18 protein-coding genes and 1 pseudogene are annotated in these 15,731 nt (G+C 66.7%); 9 read left to right on the forward strand and 10 right to left on the reverse strand.

Annotated elements, in window-relative coordinates; genetic code table 11:
• Positions 1 to 19 precede the first annotated feature (19 nt).
• A complete protein-coding gene (locus tag ACFW6D_RS10320) occupies positions 20 to 166 on the reverse strand; it encodes a hypothetical protein (RefSeq protein ID WP_379229744.1) in 147 nt (48 codons plus the stop codon).
• A 280-nt stretch (positions 167 to 446) separates the two neighbouring features.
• On the opposite strand from ACFW6D_RS10320, the gene ACFW6D_RS10325 reads away from it, so the two are divergent.
• Genes ACFW6D_RS10325 through ACFW6D_RS10335 form a run of 3 tightly spaced genes read left to right on the forward strand, consistent with a single transcriptional unit; the run spans position 447 to position 2,576 of the window.
• Positions 447 to 737, forward strand: coding sequence for a hypothetical protein (locus ACFW6D_RS10325; protein ID WP_174555379.1), 291 nt, complete (start codon positions 447 to 449; stop codon positions 735 to 737).
• 25 nt (positions 738 to 762) lie between these two features.
• The gene (locus tag ACFW6D_RS10330) at positions 763 to 1,347 is read left to right on the forward strand and encodes an NAD-dependent epimerase/dehydratase family protein (protein ID WP_379326789.1); all 585 of its coding nucleotides are present in this window, start codon (positions 763 to 765) and stop codon (positions 1,345 to 1,347) included.
• Positions 1,348 to 1,379: 32 nt separating this feature from the next.
• The gene (locus ACFW6D_RS10335) at positions 1,380 to 2,576 is read left to right on the forward strand and encodes a GNAT family N-acetyltransferase (RefSeq protein ID WP_379326791.1); all 1,197 of its coding nucleotides are present in this window, start codon (positions 1,380 to 1,382) and stop codon (positions 2,574 to 2,576) included.
• Between the two features lie 98 nt (positions 2,577 to 2,674).
• On the opposite strand, the gene ACFW6D_RS10340 is transcribed toward ACFW6D_RS10335, so the two are convergent.
• From ACFW6D_RS10340 to ACFW6D_RS10375, 8 genes are all read right to left on the reverse strand, one after another.
• Positions 2,675 to 3,925, reverse strand: a complete 1,251-nt coding sequence (locus ACFW6D_RS10340) for a serine hydrolase (protein ID WP_379326793.1) — start codon at positions 3,923 to 3,925, stop codon at positions 2,675 to 2,677.
• 59 nt (positions 3,926 to 3,984) lie between these two features.
• On the reverse strand, positions 3,985 to 6,723 hold the full coding sequence (locus ACFW6D_RS10345; RefSeq protein ID WP_379326795.1) for a fumarate reductase/succinate dehydrogenase flavoprotein subunit: 2,739 nt from the start codon (positions 6,721 to 6,723) through the stop codon (positions 3,985 to 3,987).
• Entirely contained in the window at positions 6,720 to 7,463 is a 744-nt protein-coding gene (locus ACFW6D_RS10350) for an ABC transporter ATP-binding protein (RefSeq protein ID WP_379326797.1), read from the reverse strand. Before ACFW6D_RS10350 ends, ACFW6D_RS10345 begins: the two co-directional genes overlap by 4 nt.
• Positions 7,460 to 8,305, reverse strand: a complete 846-nt coding sequence (locus ACFW6D_RS10355; RefSeq protein WP_379326799.1) for an ABC transporter permease — start codon at positions 8,303 to 8,305, stop codon at positions 7,460 to 7,462. The genes ACFW6D_RS10350 and ACFW6D_RS10355 overlap by 4 nt, the downstream gene beginning before the upstream one ends.
• Positions 8,302 to 9,732: an ABC transporter substrate-binding protein gene (locus ACFW6D_RS10360; RefSeq protein ID WP_379326801.1), complete on the reverse strand. Its 1,431-nt coding sequence runs from the start codon at positions 9,730 to 9,732 to the stop codon at positions 8,302 to 8,304. The genes ACFW6D_RS10355 and ACFW6D_RS10360 overlap by 4 nt, the downstream gene beginning before the upstream one ends.
• Before the next feature lie 17 nt (positions 9,733 to 9,749).
• On the reverse strand, positions 9,750 to 9,977 hold the full coding sequence (locus tag ACFW6D_RS10365) for a ferredoxin family protein (RefSeq protein ID WP_056816936.1): 228 nt from the start codon (positions 9,975 to 9,977) through the stop codon (positions 9,750 to 9,752).
• Positions 9,977 to 10,744 carry a GntR family transcriptional regulator gene (locus ACFW6D_RS10370; RefSeq protein ID WP_379326803.1) on the reverse strand — a complete coding sequence of 256 codons (768 nt, stop codon included), beginning with the start codon at positions 10,742 to 10,744 and terminating at the stop codon, positions 9,977 to 9,979. The genes ACFW6D_RS10365 and ACFW6D_RS10370 overlap by 1 nt, the downstream gene beginning before the upstream one ends.
• A 190-nt stretch (positions 10,745 to 10,934) precedes the next feature.
• Complete coding sequence (locus ACFW6D_RS10375; protein ID WP_379326807.1) at positions 10,935 to 11,630, reverse strand: PaaI family thioesterase; 696 nt, start codon at positions 11,628 to 11,630, stop codon at positions 10,935 to 10,937.
• 150 nt (positions 11,631 to 11,780) lie between these two features.
• Here ACFW6D_RS10375 and ACFW6D_RS10380 point away from each other — a divergent pair, with 150 nt between their 5' ends.
• Positions 11,781 to 12,431, forward strand: coding sequence for an HAD family hydrolase (locus ACFW6D_RS10380; RefSeq protein WP_379326809.1), 651 nt, complete (start codon positions 11,781 to 11,783; stop codon positions 12,429 to 12,431).
• A 1-nt stretch (position 12,432) separates the two neighbouring features.
• Here the strand turns inward: ACFW6D_RS10380 and ACFW6D_RS10385 are convergent, their stop codons facing one another.
• Complete coding sequence (locus ACFW6D_RS10385; protein WP_379326811.1) at positions 12,433 to 12,957, reverse strand: DinB family protein; 525 nt, start codon at positions 12,955 to 12,957, stop codon at positions 12,433 to 12,435.
• A gap of 132 nt (positions 12,958 to 13,089) precedes the next feature.
• On the opposite strand from ACFW6D_RS10385, the gene ACFW6D_RS10390 reads away from it, so the two are divergent.
• The 5 genes and pseudogenes from ACFW6D_RS10390 to ACFW6D_RS10410 form a co-directional block, all read left to right on the forward strand.
• On the forward strand, positions 13,090 to 13,569 hold the full coding sequence (locus tag ACFW6D_RS10390) for a hypothetical protein (RefSeq protein ID WP_379326813.1): 480 nt from the start codon (positions 13,090 to 13,092) through the stop codon (positions 13,567 to 13,569).
• A complete protein-coding gene (locus ACFW6D_RS10395; protein WP_379326815.1) occupies positions 13,550 to 14,086 on the forward strand; it encodes a MepB family protein in 537 nt (178 codons plus the stop codon). Before ACFW6D_RS10390 ends, ACFW6D_RS10395 begins: the two co-directional genes overlap by 20 nt.
• A 64-nt stretch (positions 14,087 to 14,150) precedes the next feature.
• Complete coding sequence (locus ACFW6D_RS10400) at positions 14,151 to 14,540, forward strand: hypothetical protein (protein ID WP_379326817.1); 390 nt, start codon at positions 14,151 to 14,153, stop codon at positions 14,538 to 14,540.
• 64 nt (positions 14,541 to 14,604) lie between these two features.
• Positions 14,605 to 14,814 carry a hypothetical protein gene (locus ACFW6D_RS10405; RefSeq protein ID WP_379326819.1) on the forward strand — a complete coding sequence of 70 codons (210 nt, stop codon included), beginning with the start codon at positions 14,605 to 14,607 and terminating at the stop codon, positions 14,812 to 14,814.
• Between the two features lie 44 nt (positions 14,815 to 14,858).
• Positions 14,859 to 15,625: pseudogene (locus ACFW6D_RS10410) on the forward strand (ADP-ribosylglycohydrolase family protein); the annotation flags it as partial.
• Positions 15,626 to 15,731: the final 106 nt, after the last annotated feature.

Raw genomic sequence — 15,731 nt, forward strand, 5'->3', positions numbered from 1 at the left:
CATCGAGTAGGAACGGGGCTCAGCGTGCAGGTTGCGGGTCGGACTGTTCCGGACGAATCCGGCGTGATTCAAACCAATAGGTCAGGGAAACCGTGGCGTAGGAAGCCGCTACCACTGCTGCGGTCACCAGAAGAAACGCGACGAACAAGGGAATCAGGAAAGCCATGGTGCCCTCCTCGCGGTACGGTAGGCGAGCGATGAAGGTGGTGGTCAGCGCCTCGTCGCGCCGAATCTGAACGAGCCCCGCATGTTCGATAGTAGGGGCACGGCGCGACGGAGGCACGGCTCTGCGCGTGTGACTGCAGTCATGGTTTACGCGGAGTGTCGCCCACGTCACTGAAACGCCCATGAGGTTGAATGTTCAACATATCTGGGTTCTACCGCGTCACGAGTTCTCGTCATCGGCTTCACCACAGGCAACCGACGAAGGAGCACCGATCGTGAGCATGATCCTGGCCGCAGTGCACGACACGTACGGCATCGTTGTCGCCCAGGTGGGCAATCCCACGCCGGAGGCACCGCCGATGGCCGACAAGGTGATGCAGCTGGGCCGGTATTTCACCTGGATGATCCTGCTTTCGGGCGTCACCGCCATCACCTACGGCGGCGGCCGCTTCGCCTGGGAGAAGTGGAACGGCGGCGGCCTGCAGTCGCCGAAGATGATCGCCAGCGCGATGGCGGGCGGCGCGGTTGCCACCAGCGCGGGCACGATTATGAACGCTGTCATCGGCGCCTGACCCCGACCCCGCTACTGTCGGGGTCGTGCGTATCTTTCTCGCGGGCGCCACAGGCGTCATCGGATCCCGGTTACTGCCACTGCTGGTCGGCGCCGGTCACGAGGTGGCCGGCCTGACCCGTTCCCCGAGTAAAGCGGCGGCGGTTCGTGCGACCGGAGCCGAGGCGGTGGTCCACGATGTCTACGACGCCGACGGACTCACCGCCGCGGTACGCGATTTCGCCCCCGACCTGGTCATGCACCAGCTCACCGACCTTCCCGACGACGTGGCGCGCCTGGCTACCTCCGGTGAGGCGAATTCCCGTATCCGTACCGAGGGCACCGCCAATCTGCTCGCGGCCGCCGCGGCAGGCGGGGCGAGACGCTTTCTGGCCCAGAGCATCGCCTGGTCCCCGCCAGCCGGTCGCGGTGACGCGATCGCCACTCACGAATCCGCTGTCCTCGCCGCGGGTGGCATCGTCCTGCGTTACGGCCAGTTCTACGGTCCCGGAACTTACTACGAGTCGACCCCACCGGCGGATCCCCGCATCCACGTCGACACCGCTGCCGCGCGGACGATCGAGCTGCTCGAAGCGCCGACCGGGGTTGTCGTCATCACCGATATCGAGTAGAGACCGCACACCGAATAGGGAACAGTGAGGGGATGGCTGTTGACGTAGACACCCTTCACAGCGACGACGACCTCCACGCGGCCGGCGCGCTGTTCCGTACCGCGATGGTGGGCCTGCCGCCGCTGCCGCCGCATCGCGATCACCTGTCCGAACCCGGTCGCACGCTCGGTGCGCGCATCGACGGTCAGCTGGTCGGCACCGCGGATGCCTACACCAACTGGCTGGTCGTCCCCGGTGGCGCGCGCGTCCCACACGCCGCCGTCACCCATGTCGGTGTGCTGCCGACCCATACCCGGCGCGGGGTGCTCACCGCCCTGCTGCGCCGCCAGCTCGACGACATCGCCGAGCGGGGTGAAGTGGTGGCCACGCTGCGCGCGTCCGAGGGCTCCATCTACGAACGTTTCGGCTACGGCGTCGCGAGTTCCTTTGCGACCCTCGACCTGCTACGCGGTCGAGCCCGCCTGCGCGATACTGTGCCCGCGTCCGGCCCGGTGCGGTTCGTCGAACCGGCCGACGCGTGGAAGCTGTTCCCCCAGATCTACGCGACCGCCGCGATCTCCTGGACCGGTGCGATCGATCGTCCCGAATACTGGTGGAAGCTCAGGGAGCGCACCGCGGTCGAGCCCGTGTACACCGTGGCGCACGGCCCCGCCGGCGCCGAGGACGGCTTCGCCCGCTACCACCCGGTCGACACCGCGAACTGGTTCCGCAGCCGCGAACGCACGATCGTCGTCGACGACCTCGTCGCCACCACCCCGCAGGCCTACCTCGGCCTGATCCGGCACCTGCTCACGGTCGATCTCGTCGACAAGGTGCGGTTCACGTTCGCGCCGGTGGACGCCCCACTGCGCCACCTCTTCACCGACGAACGCGCGGTCGAGGTCGCGGGCGTGCACGACGAGACCTGGCTGCGGCTCATCGATGTCGGTATCGCGCTGGCCCGCCGCAGCTATCGCGACGCGGCACCGGTTGTCGTCGAGGTCAGCGATGCGATCCGCACCGACAACAACGGCCGGTACCGGATCTGCGCGGACGGTGTCACCAGGGTCGACGACCCCGCCGATGTCAGCGTGGATGTCGCGGCGCTCGGCGCGGTCTATCTGGGCGGGTCCACGTGGCGCCAGCTCGCGTTGGCCGGCCGGGTGGTCGAGCACCACGCCGGTGCCGTGGATGCCGCCGACGACCTGTTCGTCACGCCCACGCTGCCTTTCAGCGGGATATCGTTCTGACTCGATCGAGAAAACCACGCTGAGCGCACATTATTCGCCCGAACGATCGCGAAAACGACAATTCGTGGGAGAAGTGGGCGCTGAGCGTGGTTGCCGGGTCAGGGGCGAAAGATCCGGTCGGCTTGCGGCAGCGGACGAAGGGTGTCGGAGATCTGCGCGACCAACTGCCACGGCCGGTCGAGGTCGGTGGTCGCTTTGCCGTTGGTCAGAACGGCGCCGGACAGGCCACGATCGGGGTCGGCCCAGCCGTACTGGGTGGTCAGACCGCTGCGACCGAAGTGTGACGCGGTGTCGCGCCCGAACTTGGACCGGCGGGCACCGAGCTCGAATCCTGCGCGACTGACGCGGCCTGCCATACCGAGCATGCGATCAGCGGGGGCGATCGCCTGGCGCAGGGTGTCGGGCTCGATGACTCTCGTCCCGTCCAATTCCCCACCGCGGGCGAGGATTTCGTAGAAGCGCGACAGTTCGAAGGCAGTGGTGACCAGGTTGCCGGAAGGGAGTTCGGCGGCGAGGAAGGCGTCGTTGGTCGCCCTCGATGCCTTGTCCATGTGGCCGCCAAGCGCCTTGTTCGCCAGGAATCGGGCAAGGCGGGGCTGCGGCGGGCCGGTCTTCACACTCGGCACGACCTTGTTCACGTCGGCGGGATCGACGCCGAAGTTGTTCCAGCAGAAGCCCAGTGGCGTGAGCACCTGCTCGGCGAGGTGCTCACGCATCCGCTTGCCGGTCGCTCGTTGCACGAGCAGGCGTTGGATCAAGCCGCTGGTGAGCGCGTGGTAGACGCGGAAACGGCCAGGCGCCCAGCTCGGCACCAGATCGGTGAGGGCGGCTACGGCCAGTTCCTCGTCGAGGACAGCGGCGGTTCCGCTGTGTGGTGCGGTGATGAACGGGATGCCAGCCGAATGTGAGAGCACGTCGCCGATGGTGATGATGCCCTTGCGATGGGCAGCGAACTCCGGAATGTAGTCGGACACACGGTCTTCCAGCTTGAACGCGCCCTGTTCGATGAGCATGAACATCACGGTGGCGGCGACGCCCTTCGCGGTGGAGAACCCGCAGAACGGGGTGTCCGGGGTCGCCAGAATCTTTTCGGCGTCGGGCCCGTCGCTCGGTGCGTTACCCCACCCGTGACCGATCGTCCGGTTCAGCACGATCCCGCCGTTGCGGCGCAGACACACCTGGATGGCGGGCGTGGTGCCCATCGCGTACCACGCCCGCACCGACGCCCAGATCGCCTCGACGTCGGCACGCGACGATCCGACCTCGGCCGGATCGTCCTCGTGGCCGATCGTCGTCACCGCGTCGAGATCACCGGCGACCGTCACCAGCGTGGCAGGAAGTGCGTTCATCGGGCCAGCCTACCGGCGGTGACCTGTGATAATCCTGAGCGCACAGGATGAAGTGCCGGTCATGTCCTGGCCTCGGCGAGCGTCGCGTCGGCACGAACGGAGTCGACCGGTGTGCGTCCCGCGGCGGTCACCGCGCGGCGGGCGTAGGCGCGGACATCGGCGTCGGGATCGGTGACGGCCGACTCGAGCTTGTCGAGGGCGGCACCACTGTGGGGCCAGGAGGACAGGGCGAGTACTGCCGCTTTGCGAACGTCGAGGTGGCGGTCGGTGAGCGCCTCGCCCAACGGCCCTACGGCTGCCTCCGGGCTCGAACCCGCCAGCCCGCGCGCGGCGCCGACGCGCACCTGCCAGGCGGAATGACCCAGTGCCGCACCGAGTTCGGTCACATCCTCGACCGAGGTTCCCAACGCGGCGAAAGCAGTGAGCGCCGCAGCTCGGACCAGCGGGTCAGGGTCGCCGGCGAGAGTCCGGATCACCTCGACGCCGCCGTCACCGATCGACGCGAGCCCGTGCGCGACGGCGATGCGCACCTCACGATTGACATCGCCCGCGATGGACGACACCGCCCCTGTGTCATCGAGCGACACCAGCGCCCGCACCGCTTCGATCCTGACCCGATGATCGGTATCACCCAGTGCCGCACGGTAATCCGAACCCGACCCCGCTCGCAGTGCGCGCAGCAGATCGATGACGGTCGCGCGGACGAGGGGATCGGGGGAGCCGAGATGCTCGCTCAGCTCACCGGCCCCGTCGAGCACCTCCACCAGTTCCCGCAGGCTCTCGGTGGCCGCCCGGCGCACCGAAGCAGCCTCGTCACCCAGCGCCCGCACCAGCTCATCGGCGAAGCCCTCTGGGGTGTTCTCGGTGAGCACCGACAGTGCCGCCACCCGCACCACCGGATCGGGATCGGTGAGATAGCTCGAAAGCTCCTCGACCACAGGCGAATCCAGCGCGAGCAGCGTGACCAACCGAGGTGAGGACGGCGACACCGGCGCGGCGTCGGTGCGCACCGGGACTTCCCGCTGCGGGGCGCGTGTTCCCACCAGGTCGGGCTGGGCGATCACCTCGACGATCGGCTGAGCCGACGGCACATCATCGAGACCGGGCACCGGCACCAGATACGGTGCCACCGATCGCTTCACGAATTCCATCTCGCCGTCGACGGTCTTGCGCAGGTTCAAATGGAAATTCCACGACTCGTCGTCACGCTCGGGCAGATCGGCGCGATCGTGATAAAGCCCCCAGCGGGACTCGGTGCGGGTCAGTGAACTGCGCGAAGCCATTTCGGCACAATCGCGAATGAACTGCACCTCGACCGCACGCATGAGTTCGTGTGGTGTCTGTGCGCCGATCCCGTCGACTTCGGCGCGCATCCGCTCGAAGGTCTCCACGGCGATCGACAGTTTGGCGGCCGTTTTCGGCGGCGCCACATAGTCGTTCACGAACCGGCGCAACTTGTACTCGACCTGTGGCTGCGGCGGGCCTTCCGGCTGGCGCAACGGCCGGTAGATCAGTTCGTGCGCTTCGGCGAGTTGATCGGCGGGCAGCTCGGCGGGCGCATCGAGCTCGGACAGGGTCGAGGCCGCGTGCGCGCCCGCCAGATCGCCGTAGACGAACGCGCCGATCATGTAATTGTGTGGCACACATGCCAAGTCGCCCGCTGCGTACAGGCCGGGCACGGTGGTGCGCGCGTTCTCGTCCACCCACACACCGGACGCGGAATGTCCACCGCACAAACCGATTTCGGAGATATGCATCTCGATATCGTGCGTGCGATAGTCGTGACCCCGGTTGGCGTGGAAGGTTCCGCGAGTCGGGCGCTCGGTGGTGTGCAGGATCGATTCGAGCGTCGACAGCGTCTCGTTCGGCAGGTGTGACACCTTCAGGTAGATGGGCCCGCGCGCGGATTCGATCTCCTGCTTCACCTCGGCCATCATCTGCCCCGACCAGTAGTCGGAGTCGACGAAACGTTCACCTTCGGCGTTGACCTGGTAACCGCCGAACGGGTTGGCGACGTAGGCGCAGGCGGGACCGTTGTAGTCCTTGATCAGCGGGTTGATCTGGAAGCATTCGATGCCGGAGAGTTCGGCGCCCGCGTGATAGGCCATCGAATAGCCGTCACCCGCATTGGTCGGGTTCTCGTAAGTGCCGTACAGGTAGCCAGAGGCGGGCAGGCCGAGCCGACCGCACGGACCGGTCGCCAGAATCACCGCTTTCGCCGCCACTTCGACGAATTCGCCTGTGCGCGTGTTCAATGCGGCCGCACCCACGGCGCGCCCGTCCTGAGTGAGCACCCGCACGGGCATCAGCCGATTCTCGATGCGGATCTTCTCCCGCATCTTCCGCTGCCGCAGAACGCGATACAGCGCCTTCTTCACATCCTTGCCCTCGGGCATCGGCAGCACATACGACCCCGACCGGTGCACCCGCCGCACCGCGTACTCGCCGTATTCGTCCTTCTCGAACTTCACCCCGTACCGCTCGAGGCGCTGCACCATCGCGAAACCCCGGGTGGCCGTTTGATACACGGTGCGCTGGTCGACGATGCCGTCGTTGGCGCGGGTGATCTCGGCGACGTAGTCCTCCGGTTCGGCCTTGCCCGGGATGACGGCATTGTTCACACCGTCCATGCCCATGGCCAGCGCCCCGGAATGGCGCACGTGCGCCTTCTCGAGGAGAAGCACGTTCGCGCCGGACTCGGCGGCGGTGAGCGCGGCCATAGTGCCCGCGGTGCCGCCGCCGATGACGAGCACATCGCAGTCGAGCCGGACACGGTCGGACAGGTCGGGAATGTTCACAGCGACTCCAGGATTCGGGCCCGAAGGGCGCTCCGGTCCACCGGTTCGCGCGGGTCGGGTACCTCGACGACCGCGCGCAGCGAACCGTCACCGAGCACGGCGATCCGGTCGCCGAGCAGCAGGGCTTCGTCGAGGTCGTGGGTGACGAAAATGATCGTGGTCGGGTGGGCGCGCCAGGTGTCGACGAGCAGGCGCTGCATCTCCGCGCGGGTCTGGCTGTCGAGCGCGCCGAACGGCTCGTCCATGAGCACCGCGCGCGGCGAGCCCGCCAGGCTGCGGGCGAGCTGAACCCGCTGGCGCATCCCGCCGGACAGGTCACGCGGCAGATAGTCGGCGTAGCCGCTGAGGCCGACCTCGTCGAGCCAGCGCTGCGAACGTGGCGCCCGCTCGCTCCGGGACACGCCCCGTAGGCGCAGTGCCAGGTCGATATTGGCGCGAGCGGTGCGCCACGGCAGCAGCGCGTCGTCCTGGAATACCAGCGCGCGATCGGCCGACGGACCGGTGACGCGGTCCTTGTCGGCGCGAATGAGGCCCGCGGTCGGTTTGCGCAGCCCGGCGATCGCACGCAACAGCGTCGACTTGCCGCAGCCGGATTTGCCGACCAGGACCAGGATCTCACCGGCGGCGACCGTCAGATCGACGTCGCGCACAACGGTTTTGGGCCCGTAGCTGATGCGGACGGACTCGAGGCTCAAACGCATACCCACCGAGACGGCGGGCGCGGCGGTGGTCGTGGTCATGACGCAACCTCTCGCGGCAGCCAGCGGGTCACCCGACGGCCTGCCAGTTCGACGATTCCGGAGGTGAGGAAGCCGAGTACCCCGATGGTGATCATCCCGACGAACACGGCCGGGTAGTCGACGATGGTGTAGGACTGCCAGGTGCGATAGCCGATGCCGAGGCGCCCGGAGATCATCTCCGCGGAGATCAGGCAGATCCAGGCCACGCCCATGCCCACCGACAGCCCGCTGAACACGCCGGGCAGGATGCCGGGCACGACCACCCGGGTCAGCACCTCCCGCCGCGATGCGCCCAGCGTGCGGATCGCGTCCTCCCAGATGGTCGGCAGCGCCCGCGTCGCATGCCGGGTGCTCACCAGCACCGGGAACAGCGACGCGGTGAAAGTGATGAACACGATGCCGGATTCGTCGCTGGGGAACAGCAGGATCGCCACCGGCACCAGCGCGATCGCCGGGATCGGGCGGATCAGTTCGGCCAGCGAACCGAACACATCGGCCAGCAGTCGCGAGCGACCCAAGCCGATGCCCGCCAGCACACCGACGACGGCCGCCAGTCCGAACCCGGTGACGATCCGGATCAGCGACTGCGCCACATCCAGGTAGTACTGCCCGGTCCCGAGGTGTTCACCGAACTCGGCGACGATCTCGGTCACCGTCGGCAGGGTGTCGAAGCGCAGCCCGGCGCGCACATCGCCCGCGGTGAGCAACTGCCACAAGCCGATCGCCGCCGCCACCGAGGCAACTCGGACCGTTCGCGACACCCAGACCGATCTTGCGGGTGCGTCGTCGTCTTGCAGGGTGGTGGTCTCGATCGGGGTCGCCTGCTCGAAAACCGTGCTCATCCGCGGACTTCCGTCACGGCCTGCTCGTAGGAGACCGGTGCGGCGTCGGGATGGGTGGCGCGGTAGCGGTCGGCCGCCGCCTGCGTGGTGAACGGTAGATACCGCGTGCCTTCGCGCAACCAGATGGACTTGTCGGCGAACCAGCGAGTGCCCAGCTCGGCATCCGGAATGTACACCGCGCGAACAGTTTTGCCCGCAGCCTTGGCAGCCTGCACCGCCCGAAGCAAGCAGCCGGGATTCGCGGCGGGCTGCGGCTTGTCGGCACCCTCGACCCAGACCTCACCGGCCAGCGCCGGATCACTCACCGGCACAGCGCAAATCGGATCGGTACCGGTCACCTTGCTCGGATTGACCCCCGACGCGAGCGCGGCGTCGTAGTCGTTGCGGCCGGTCTCGGTGAAGGCTTGGCGCAGCGGTCCGTCCTGGACGAAGGCGTCGATGTCGAGGTCGGCGAAATCGCCGATCGACTTCAGATAGTTCACGTCATCCTTGAACGCGGCGATCAGATTTGCCTTGAGCGTGGTGTCGAAACTGGTACCGCCGGGACCGTTGTAGAGGTACACGACTTCCTGCGGCAGGCCCGACCCCTTGGCGACGAGATCGGCTGCCTCGAAAGGCTTCTCATTCAGGAAAGCGGTCGCATCCAACTGAGCGGCCAGGAATGCCTGGAGCACCTCGGGGTGATCGGCCGCGTACCCGCGCCGCGCCACCACACCGTGAAAAGTCGGCACATTCAATTCCGCACCGTCATAGAGCAGCTTGGCCTTGTTCTGCTGCACCAGCAGCCCTGGCCACGCCACGAACTGCGACAGCGCGCTCACCTGATGCGATTCCAGCGCGGTCGCTCCCACCTGCGGCTGCTGGTTGAGCACCTCCACGCCCTTGGCCGGGTCGATACCAGCCCGCGACAGCGCCTGCACCAGCGTGCCGTGTCCCGCCGAACCCACACTGGCCGAGATCTTCTGCCCGGCCAGATCGGTGATCGACCGGGCCGGTGAATCATTGGGCACCACAACCATGTTCAGCGCACCCTTGGGGTTGTAGCCGGTGATCGACACCAGTTCGGTGCGTGCGCGTTCGTTTGCCTGCGTGCGAGATCCGTTGATCAGCAACGGATAATCGCCCATCGAACCGATATCGATCTTCTCGGCCACCATCTGCGCGGTGATCGGCGCGCCGGTGTCGTAGTCCTGCCACTCCACCTGATATTTCGCGCCGCCACCGTCGGTGATCTTCTGCAGCCGCTGTTCCAGGTAACCCTGCGCCTTCAGCAGTGTGCCCGCGGTGACGGTGTTGATGGTCTTGGACTGATAGCCGATGACGACCTTGACGGTGCCCGCCGGTGCGGCATCGGAACTTTCGAGCGAGCAGCCCGCCGCGGTCAGCGCGAGAGCCAGTGCGACAGGGGCGAATCGAGTGATCTTCATTGCGTGGAATCCCGGTTTCAGCGGAGCAGATAGGGCATGTTGACGGTGACGGCACCGGTGGGGCAGCGCGCCGCGCAGGGCCCGCAGTACCAGCACTCGTCCACGTGCATGTAGGCCTTGCCCGAATCATCGTGAATGGCAAGGGAATCGAGTGGACACATGTCCACGCAAAGCGTGCAGCCGGTGATGCACAGTGATTCGTCGATCGTCACCGGGACGTCGGCGCGCTGGGGGACCAGTGCCATTACAGGACCTTCCATTCGGGGGTGCTGCGGGTGAGGCTGCCGCGCATCGTGATGCGGTCACCGCGCATGCGGATGTACTCGAGGTCGACGGGGCGACCGTCGTCGAGGTGGGTGAGGCGTTCGAGCATCAACAGCGGTGCGCCCGCCGGAGTGTCGAGGGTGGTGGCCGTATGCGGGTCTGCCGCAACGGCTTCCAGTGCGAGGTCGGCAGCGCCCAGCGACTGCCCGGTGACCTGTTCGAGCAGGACGAACACATCGGTCGTCTCGAGGTCGTGGGCCAGCAGCTCGGTACCCACATCGGGGGCGAGATAGGTCAGGTCCAGGCTCAGCGGAAGGTCGGCGAGGAAACGCAGCCGCTCGATGTAGACGACCTTGTCGCCCGGCGCCAGCTCGAGTCGGCGCGCGACCGCAGGGGGAGCGGTGATAGTGGTGGCGGCACGGACCTCGTTGCGGACGGTGCCGTGACCCTTGAGCGTTTCCTGCAGGCCGAGCAGGGCATCGAGACCGTGGTCGAATTTGCGGGCGGCGACCCGGGTGCCGAGCTTGGGCGCACGATCGATGAGGCCTTCGTCGCGCAGCAACGCGAGTGCCTCGCGGACGGTATTGCGGGAGGTGTCGTGTTCGGCGGCGAGTTCCTGTTCGCCGGGCAGGGCGCCCTCGACCGCGCCGGCCAGGATCTGGTGGCGCAGGATGTCGGCGACCCGGCGCGCCCGATCGGCGCGCTGGCCGCGAATCGGTGTGGGTTCGGTTCTCTCGCTGACCTGCATGAACAGCGACGATAGCGGCGATCGGCGGGGTGCTTCCCTGCCACGAATCGCACCCGAATTCAAGGGATGTTTCTACGCCGGACGGTGGTTCGCGCGACCTGCGGGAATCGACGCGAAATCCGCTATTGCGCCACCTCGGGATGCGCGGACGACATTGCGATCACGCCGATCGCAATGTCGTCGCCGACCGTCAGGGCTGGCCGGGATTGAGCACGATGAACAAGCCGTGCGCCTCGGCGCAGAGCCGCTCACCGTCGTGCAGGGTCGCGCGCAGATATACCTTGCGACCCTCGCGGCGCTCGACCCACGCGCGCAGGGTCAGTGCGGTGTTGAGCGGAGTGATGGACCGGTAGTCGACCGTCAGCGAGGCAGTGCGGGTGATCTCCCTGGTGTTGACAGCCGCGGCCATCCCGCAGAGGTCGTCGAAGGCCAGGGCGATGTGGCCGCCGTGTGCGGCGTTGTTGCCACCCAGGTGGAAGGTGCGGAAGGTGAGGTTCGCGGTCACGCCGTCGCGGCTCGCCTCGCTCACTGTGTACGGCGGCAGGGTGACATTGCCGCGTGCGGGCAGATCGGTGCGGGTCCAGCTGGGCGAGGACCACTCGTCGACCACGGCCGCGTCGAGGCGGGCATTGAGCTGTTCGAGGGTCGCGATCGCTTCCTTGGCGAGCTCGTCGGACGGATTGATCAGTCGCGCACGGTCCATCAGCTCGCGTACCTGGTCGACCAGTTCGCCGTACTGCGAACCGCCCGCCAGCTGCCCGTTGTCCGCGTCTTTGCTCGCCTGGATCAGCTCGGCGATCGGTCGGAAGCCGCCCTCGTGGTGCTCGGCGTCGGGCAGCTGGTGCTCCGCGTCCGGCAGCGGGGTTCCGGCCTGTGCATTATCCATATGCAACACGTTATAGGGCCCGAGCTGGATGTTCGCGCCGGGGACCGCTCGCCGGTCGATGGGTGCGGTGAGGTAGCTGGGTCCATTAGGCTCGACGGTGATCACCGAGCAGGTCTACACGTTGACGAAAGACGGCGAAAGGCTGGGCGCATGGGTATCGCGGCGGTTGTGTTCGACATGGACGGCGTACTGATCGATTCCGAACCGATCTGGGAGCAAGTCCGCCACGAGTACGTGGTCCTCAAAGACGGCCGGTGGCAACCGGATTCGCAGAAGAAGATGATGGGGATGAGCACCGTCGAGTGGTCGACCTATATGGCCGACGATCTCGGGGTGGCGATGCCGCCCGACGAGGTGGCCTCCGACATCATCGATCTGATGGCCGACAAGTACGCCCACCAGGTCCCGCTGCTGCCCGGTGCGGTCGATGCGGTGCGGCGGTGCGCGGGATCGTGGAAACTCGGCCTGGCCAGCTCGTCGCCGGCGACGTTGATCGATCTGGTGCTCGCAAAGGCCGGGCTGATGGACTATTTCACCGCGGTGTTGTCGACCGAGGAGGTCGGCCGGGGCAAGCCGTCGCCCGATGTCTATCTGACCGTGGCGCAGCGACTCGGCATCGATCCGGAAGACTGTACGGCCGTGGAGGATTCGACCAATGGCCTGCTCTCCGCCCACAACGCCGGGATGCGGGTGATCGCGGCGCCGCGACCGGAGTTCCCGCCGCTGCCCGACGCGCTCGCCCTCGCCGCCGCGGTCATCGGCGATCTCGACCAGCTCACCCCCGAGGTGATCACGGGCTGATTCAGAAGCTGCCGGTCACGCCGTCGATCCGCTCGCGCAGGAGATCGGCGTGACCGTTGTGGCGGGCGTACTCCTCGATCATGTGCAGGTACGCCCAGCGCAGCGTGTAACCGTCGGGACGCCACGGCGTGTGGAAGACATGGTCGAGGGGCAAGTCGGCGATGACGGCGTCACAGGCGGCGACCTCGGCGTGGAAGGCAGTGAAAACGTCCTCGGCCGATCGTGAGGTGAGGTCGTCGAAGTCGTCGTCGGGCTTGGCTTTCGAGTAGTAGATCGGCCCGATCTGCTCGCCCGCTGCCCGCACCCGGAACCAGCTCCGCTCGACGTCGGTCATGTGACGGACGAGCCCGAGCAGCGACAGCGTCGACGGCTCCACCGAGCGAGTGGCCAGCTGCTCGCCATCGAGGCCGCCACATTTGCCGAGCAACGTCTGACGGTGAAAGTCCAACCAGGACTGCAACATCGGACGCTCGTCGACATCGATCAAAGTTTTCGTCGGCTCGAGTTCGGGTGCTTTCCACGTCATCACAGCGACGCTACCTGCGGTCCCGTCGCACCGCAGCTCGATATCAGCCGCGTGGCAGAGTGGCGACCGGACGTGTCATTGATTCATCGGTCCGGCTGCCGGGTGGTCGTGCCGATCCGGCAGACTGGCCCGATGGGTGACCAGCGCGACGACCAGCCCGAAGTCGTAGTCCACGTCGGCGACGGCTCCGATGTTCCGCATGCTGTCGACCCCGCCCGGCCCGGAACCGCGGGCACCGCGCCCGCCCCCGAGCACCCCTTCCTCCTGCTGACGCGCACCCCCACCGAGAGCATCCAAGCGCGCTACCTCGACGACGGCACCTACGAACTCGAGCACACCGCAGGCGCTGAGCAGCGCCAATTGTTCACCACCGACGCACTTCTGGTCCGCGACATCATCTGGTCCTGGATTCAGCGTGACACCTGGTGGTCGACCACCGTCGCCTGGACCACCGTCGACCCCGCCGTCGCCGAACTCCACGCCCTACACGCCGAACTCTCCGACATACTCGACGGCATCTCCCTGATGGACTCCGTCACCGATGAACTGGACCAGGCTCTCGCCCGCGCCGACGAACTCCTCGCCGATATCGATGTCGACTTCGGTGAATAGGCAACCTGTGCACCCTGATGTGGTCACGGCTCGGAATCTCATCGACGTTCTGGGACTGGATATTTCGGCCGCGATTCCCGATTCGGAGAACGCGGAATACGGAGCGTTCGTGTCGGTGGTCGGCCGTGGGTCGGTTCGATTCCGAGTGGGAAAACTGACACCGACCAAGGTGGGCTCGTTCGTGTCGGTGTGGCAGCGGGCCGCCGACGGCTCGACGGTACCGTTCGCCGCCGAAAGCGGTGCCGACCTGTTGGTGATCACGGTCCGCGAGGGCGCGCATTGCGGTCAGTTCGTGTTCCCGAGAAACGCACTCGCCGAGCACGGGATCATGTCCGTCGCTGGGTGTGGTGGCAAGCGTGGTTTTCGCGTGTATCCGCCCTGGTCGGCCGCCCAGAACAGCCAGGCGAGAAATTCCCAGAAATGGCAGTGTGGCTATTTTCTCGATCTCGATGGCGAAAATATCGACCTGTCGCTGGCTCGAAATCTCTACGAACCGGTGTGGCCGATAAATCAGTAGCGGTGATCAATATCACCGGAATGTGCTGATCCCGCACCCGGTGGCAGACAAACACACCGAAACAATGGGGACCCAGCTGTTCGAAGAGTCCGCCGCGCAACTGTTCATGCTGGCCGGCGCCCACCGCAAAGCCGGCGACGACAGCGCCGACGTCGCCCACCGCGACGACTCGACCTTCGCCGCAGTCCACGACGCGGTGGTCCGCCCCGGCTCACCCCTGATCAGCCACCTGGCCCGCGACCTCGAGAACCACGGCTTCGACACCTGCGTCTACGACGGCAAAAAGTGCAAAGCCCTTGGCGCAACCACGAATGTCCAAGGCATACAGGCCCGCACCCGCGGCGCCGACTTCATCCACATCGAGGTCGATCGCGACACCCGCGACAGCAAGACCGAACGCACAGAACTGATGCGAGTCATCAACGAAACATTGCGCGCGGCCGGCGTCGACTGAGCGTGGCTTGCTCGCGGAGGTGGCCCGCAGCGCAACACCCACTGATGTGGATTACAGTGGCGCCGTGGGGATTACCGAGTACGGACCGGGCGATGTGGTGTACTTCCCGGCAGGCCCGTTCAGTGGCATCTGCGCGGTCGTCCGAGAAGTCGACGCCCGGCGGGCACAACTACGGATCGAATTCGGCGAGGGAACCGTGCACCGCGAGGGAAATGTCCTGCGCGAACGCCGACACAAACTGACGGTCGATTTCGACGAGGTCGAGCTGGTTTAGCTGATTGTGGCGCACCGCTGCAATCAGGCATGATTGCGTCCAGCATGCTGAATTCCGATCCCTTCCTCGACAGCCTCGAAGGCTTATCCGTTGGTGATGCGCTGGGCGCACAGTTCTTCGTCCCCGGCCGCTCCGTCCCTGATCTCCTCGCCGGGCGACCGCCGGCCGCACCCTGGCAATGGACCGACGACACCGAAATGGCCTGCTCGGTCTACGCCGAAATTCGTGACAATGGTTTCATCGACCGCGATGTGCTCGCAGCCGCCTTCGCGAACCGCTGCGAACCATATCGCGGCTATGGACCCGGCACAGTTGTTGTGCTGCACGAGATTCGAGATGGACGGCCGTGGCCCGACGCCGCGGGCGCTGTCTTCGACGGGCGTGGATCGTGGGGCAATGGTGCGGCGATGCGGGTTGCTCCGCTGGGGCACATTTCGCCGACGATCCGGATCGGGCCGCCGCTCAGGCCGCGCTGTCCGCCGAGGTCACCCATCGGCACCCGGAAGCGATCGTGGGTGCGATGGTGATCGCGGTGGCAGCCGCGCACGCCGCCGATTCACGTGAGAAAGGCTGCACTCCTGATGAATTGATAGGTGCTGTCGAGCCCTATCTGGTCGACGGTCTCACCGCACAAGGTGTGCGACGCGCCCGCGGTCTCTTCGGTCGACCGATAGCCGAAGCGGCCTACGAGCTCGGCAACGGTGCGCGCGTCAGCGCCCAGGACACCGTGCCCTTCGCCCTGTGGGCGGCCGCCACCCACCTCGACGACTACCCGGCCGCCATCTGCGCCTGCGTCGAAGCAGGCGGAGACGTTGACACCACGGCCGCGATCGTCGGTGGAATCGTGGCGGCCCACACGGGCATCGGCAACCGCGGCACGACCCGCGGAATTCCCGAGGACTGGCTCACTGCTCGGG

The sequence above is a fragment of the Nocardia sp. NPDC058705 genome (genome assembly GCF_042749305.1).
Lineage (GTDB): Bacteria > Actinomycetota > Actinomycetes > Mycobacteriales > Mycobacteriaceae > Nocardia.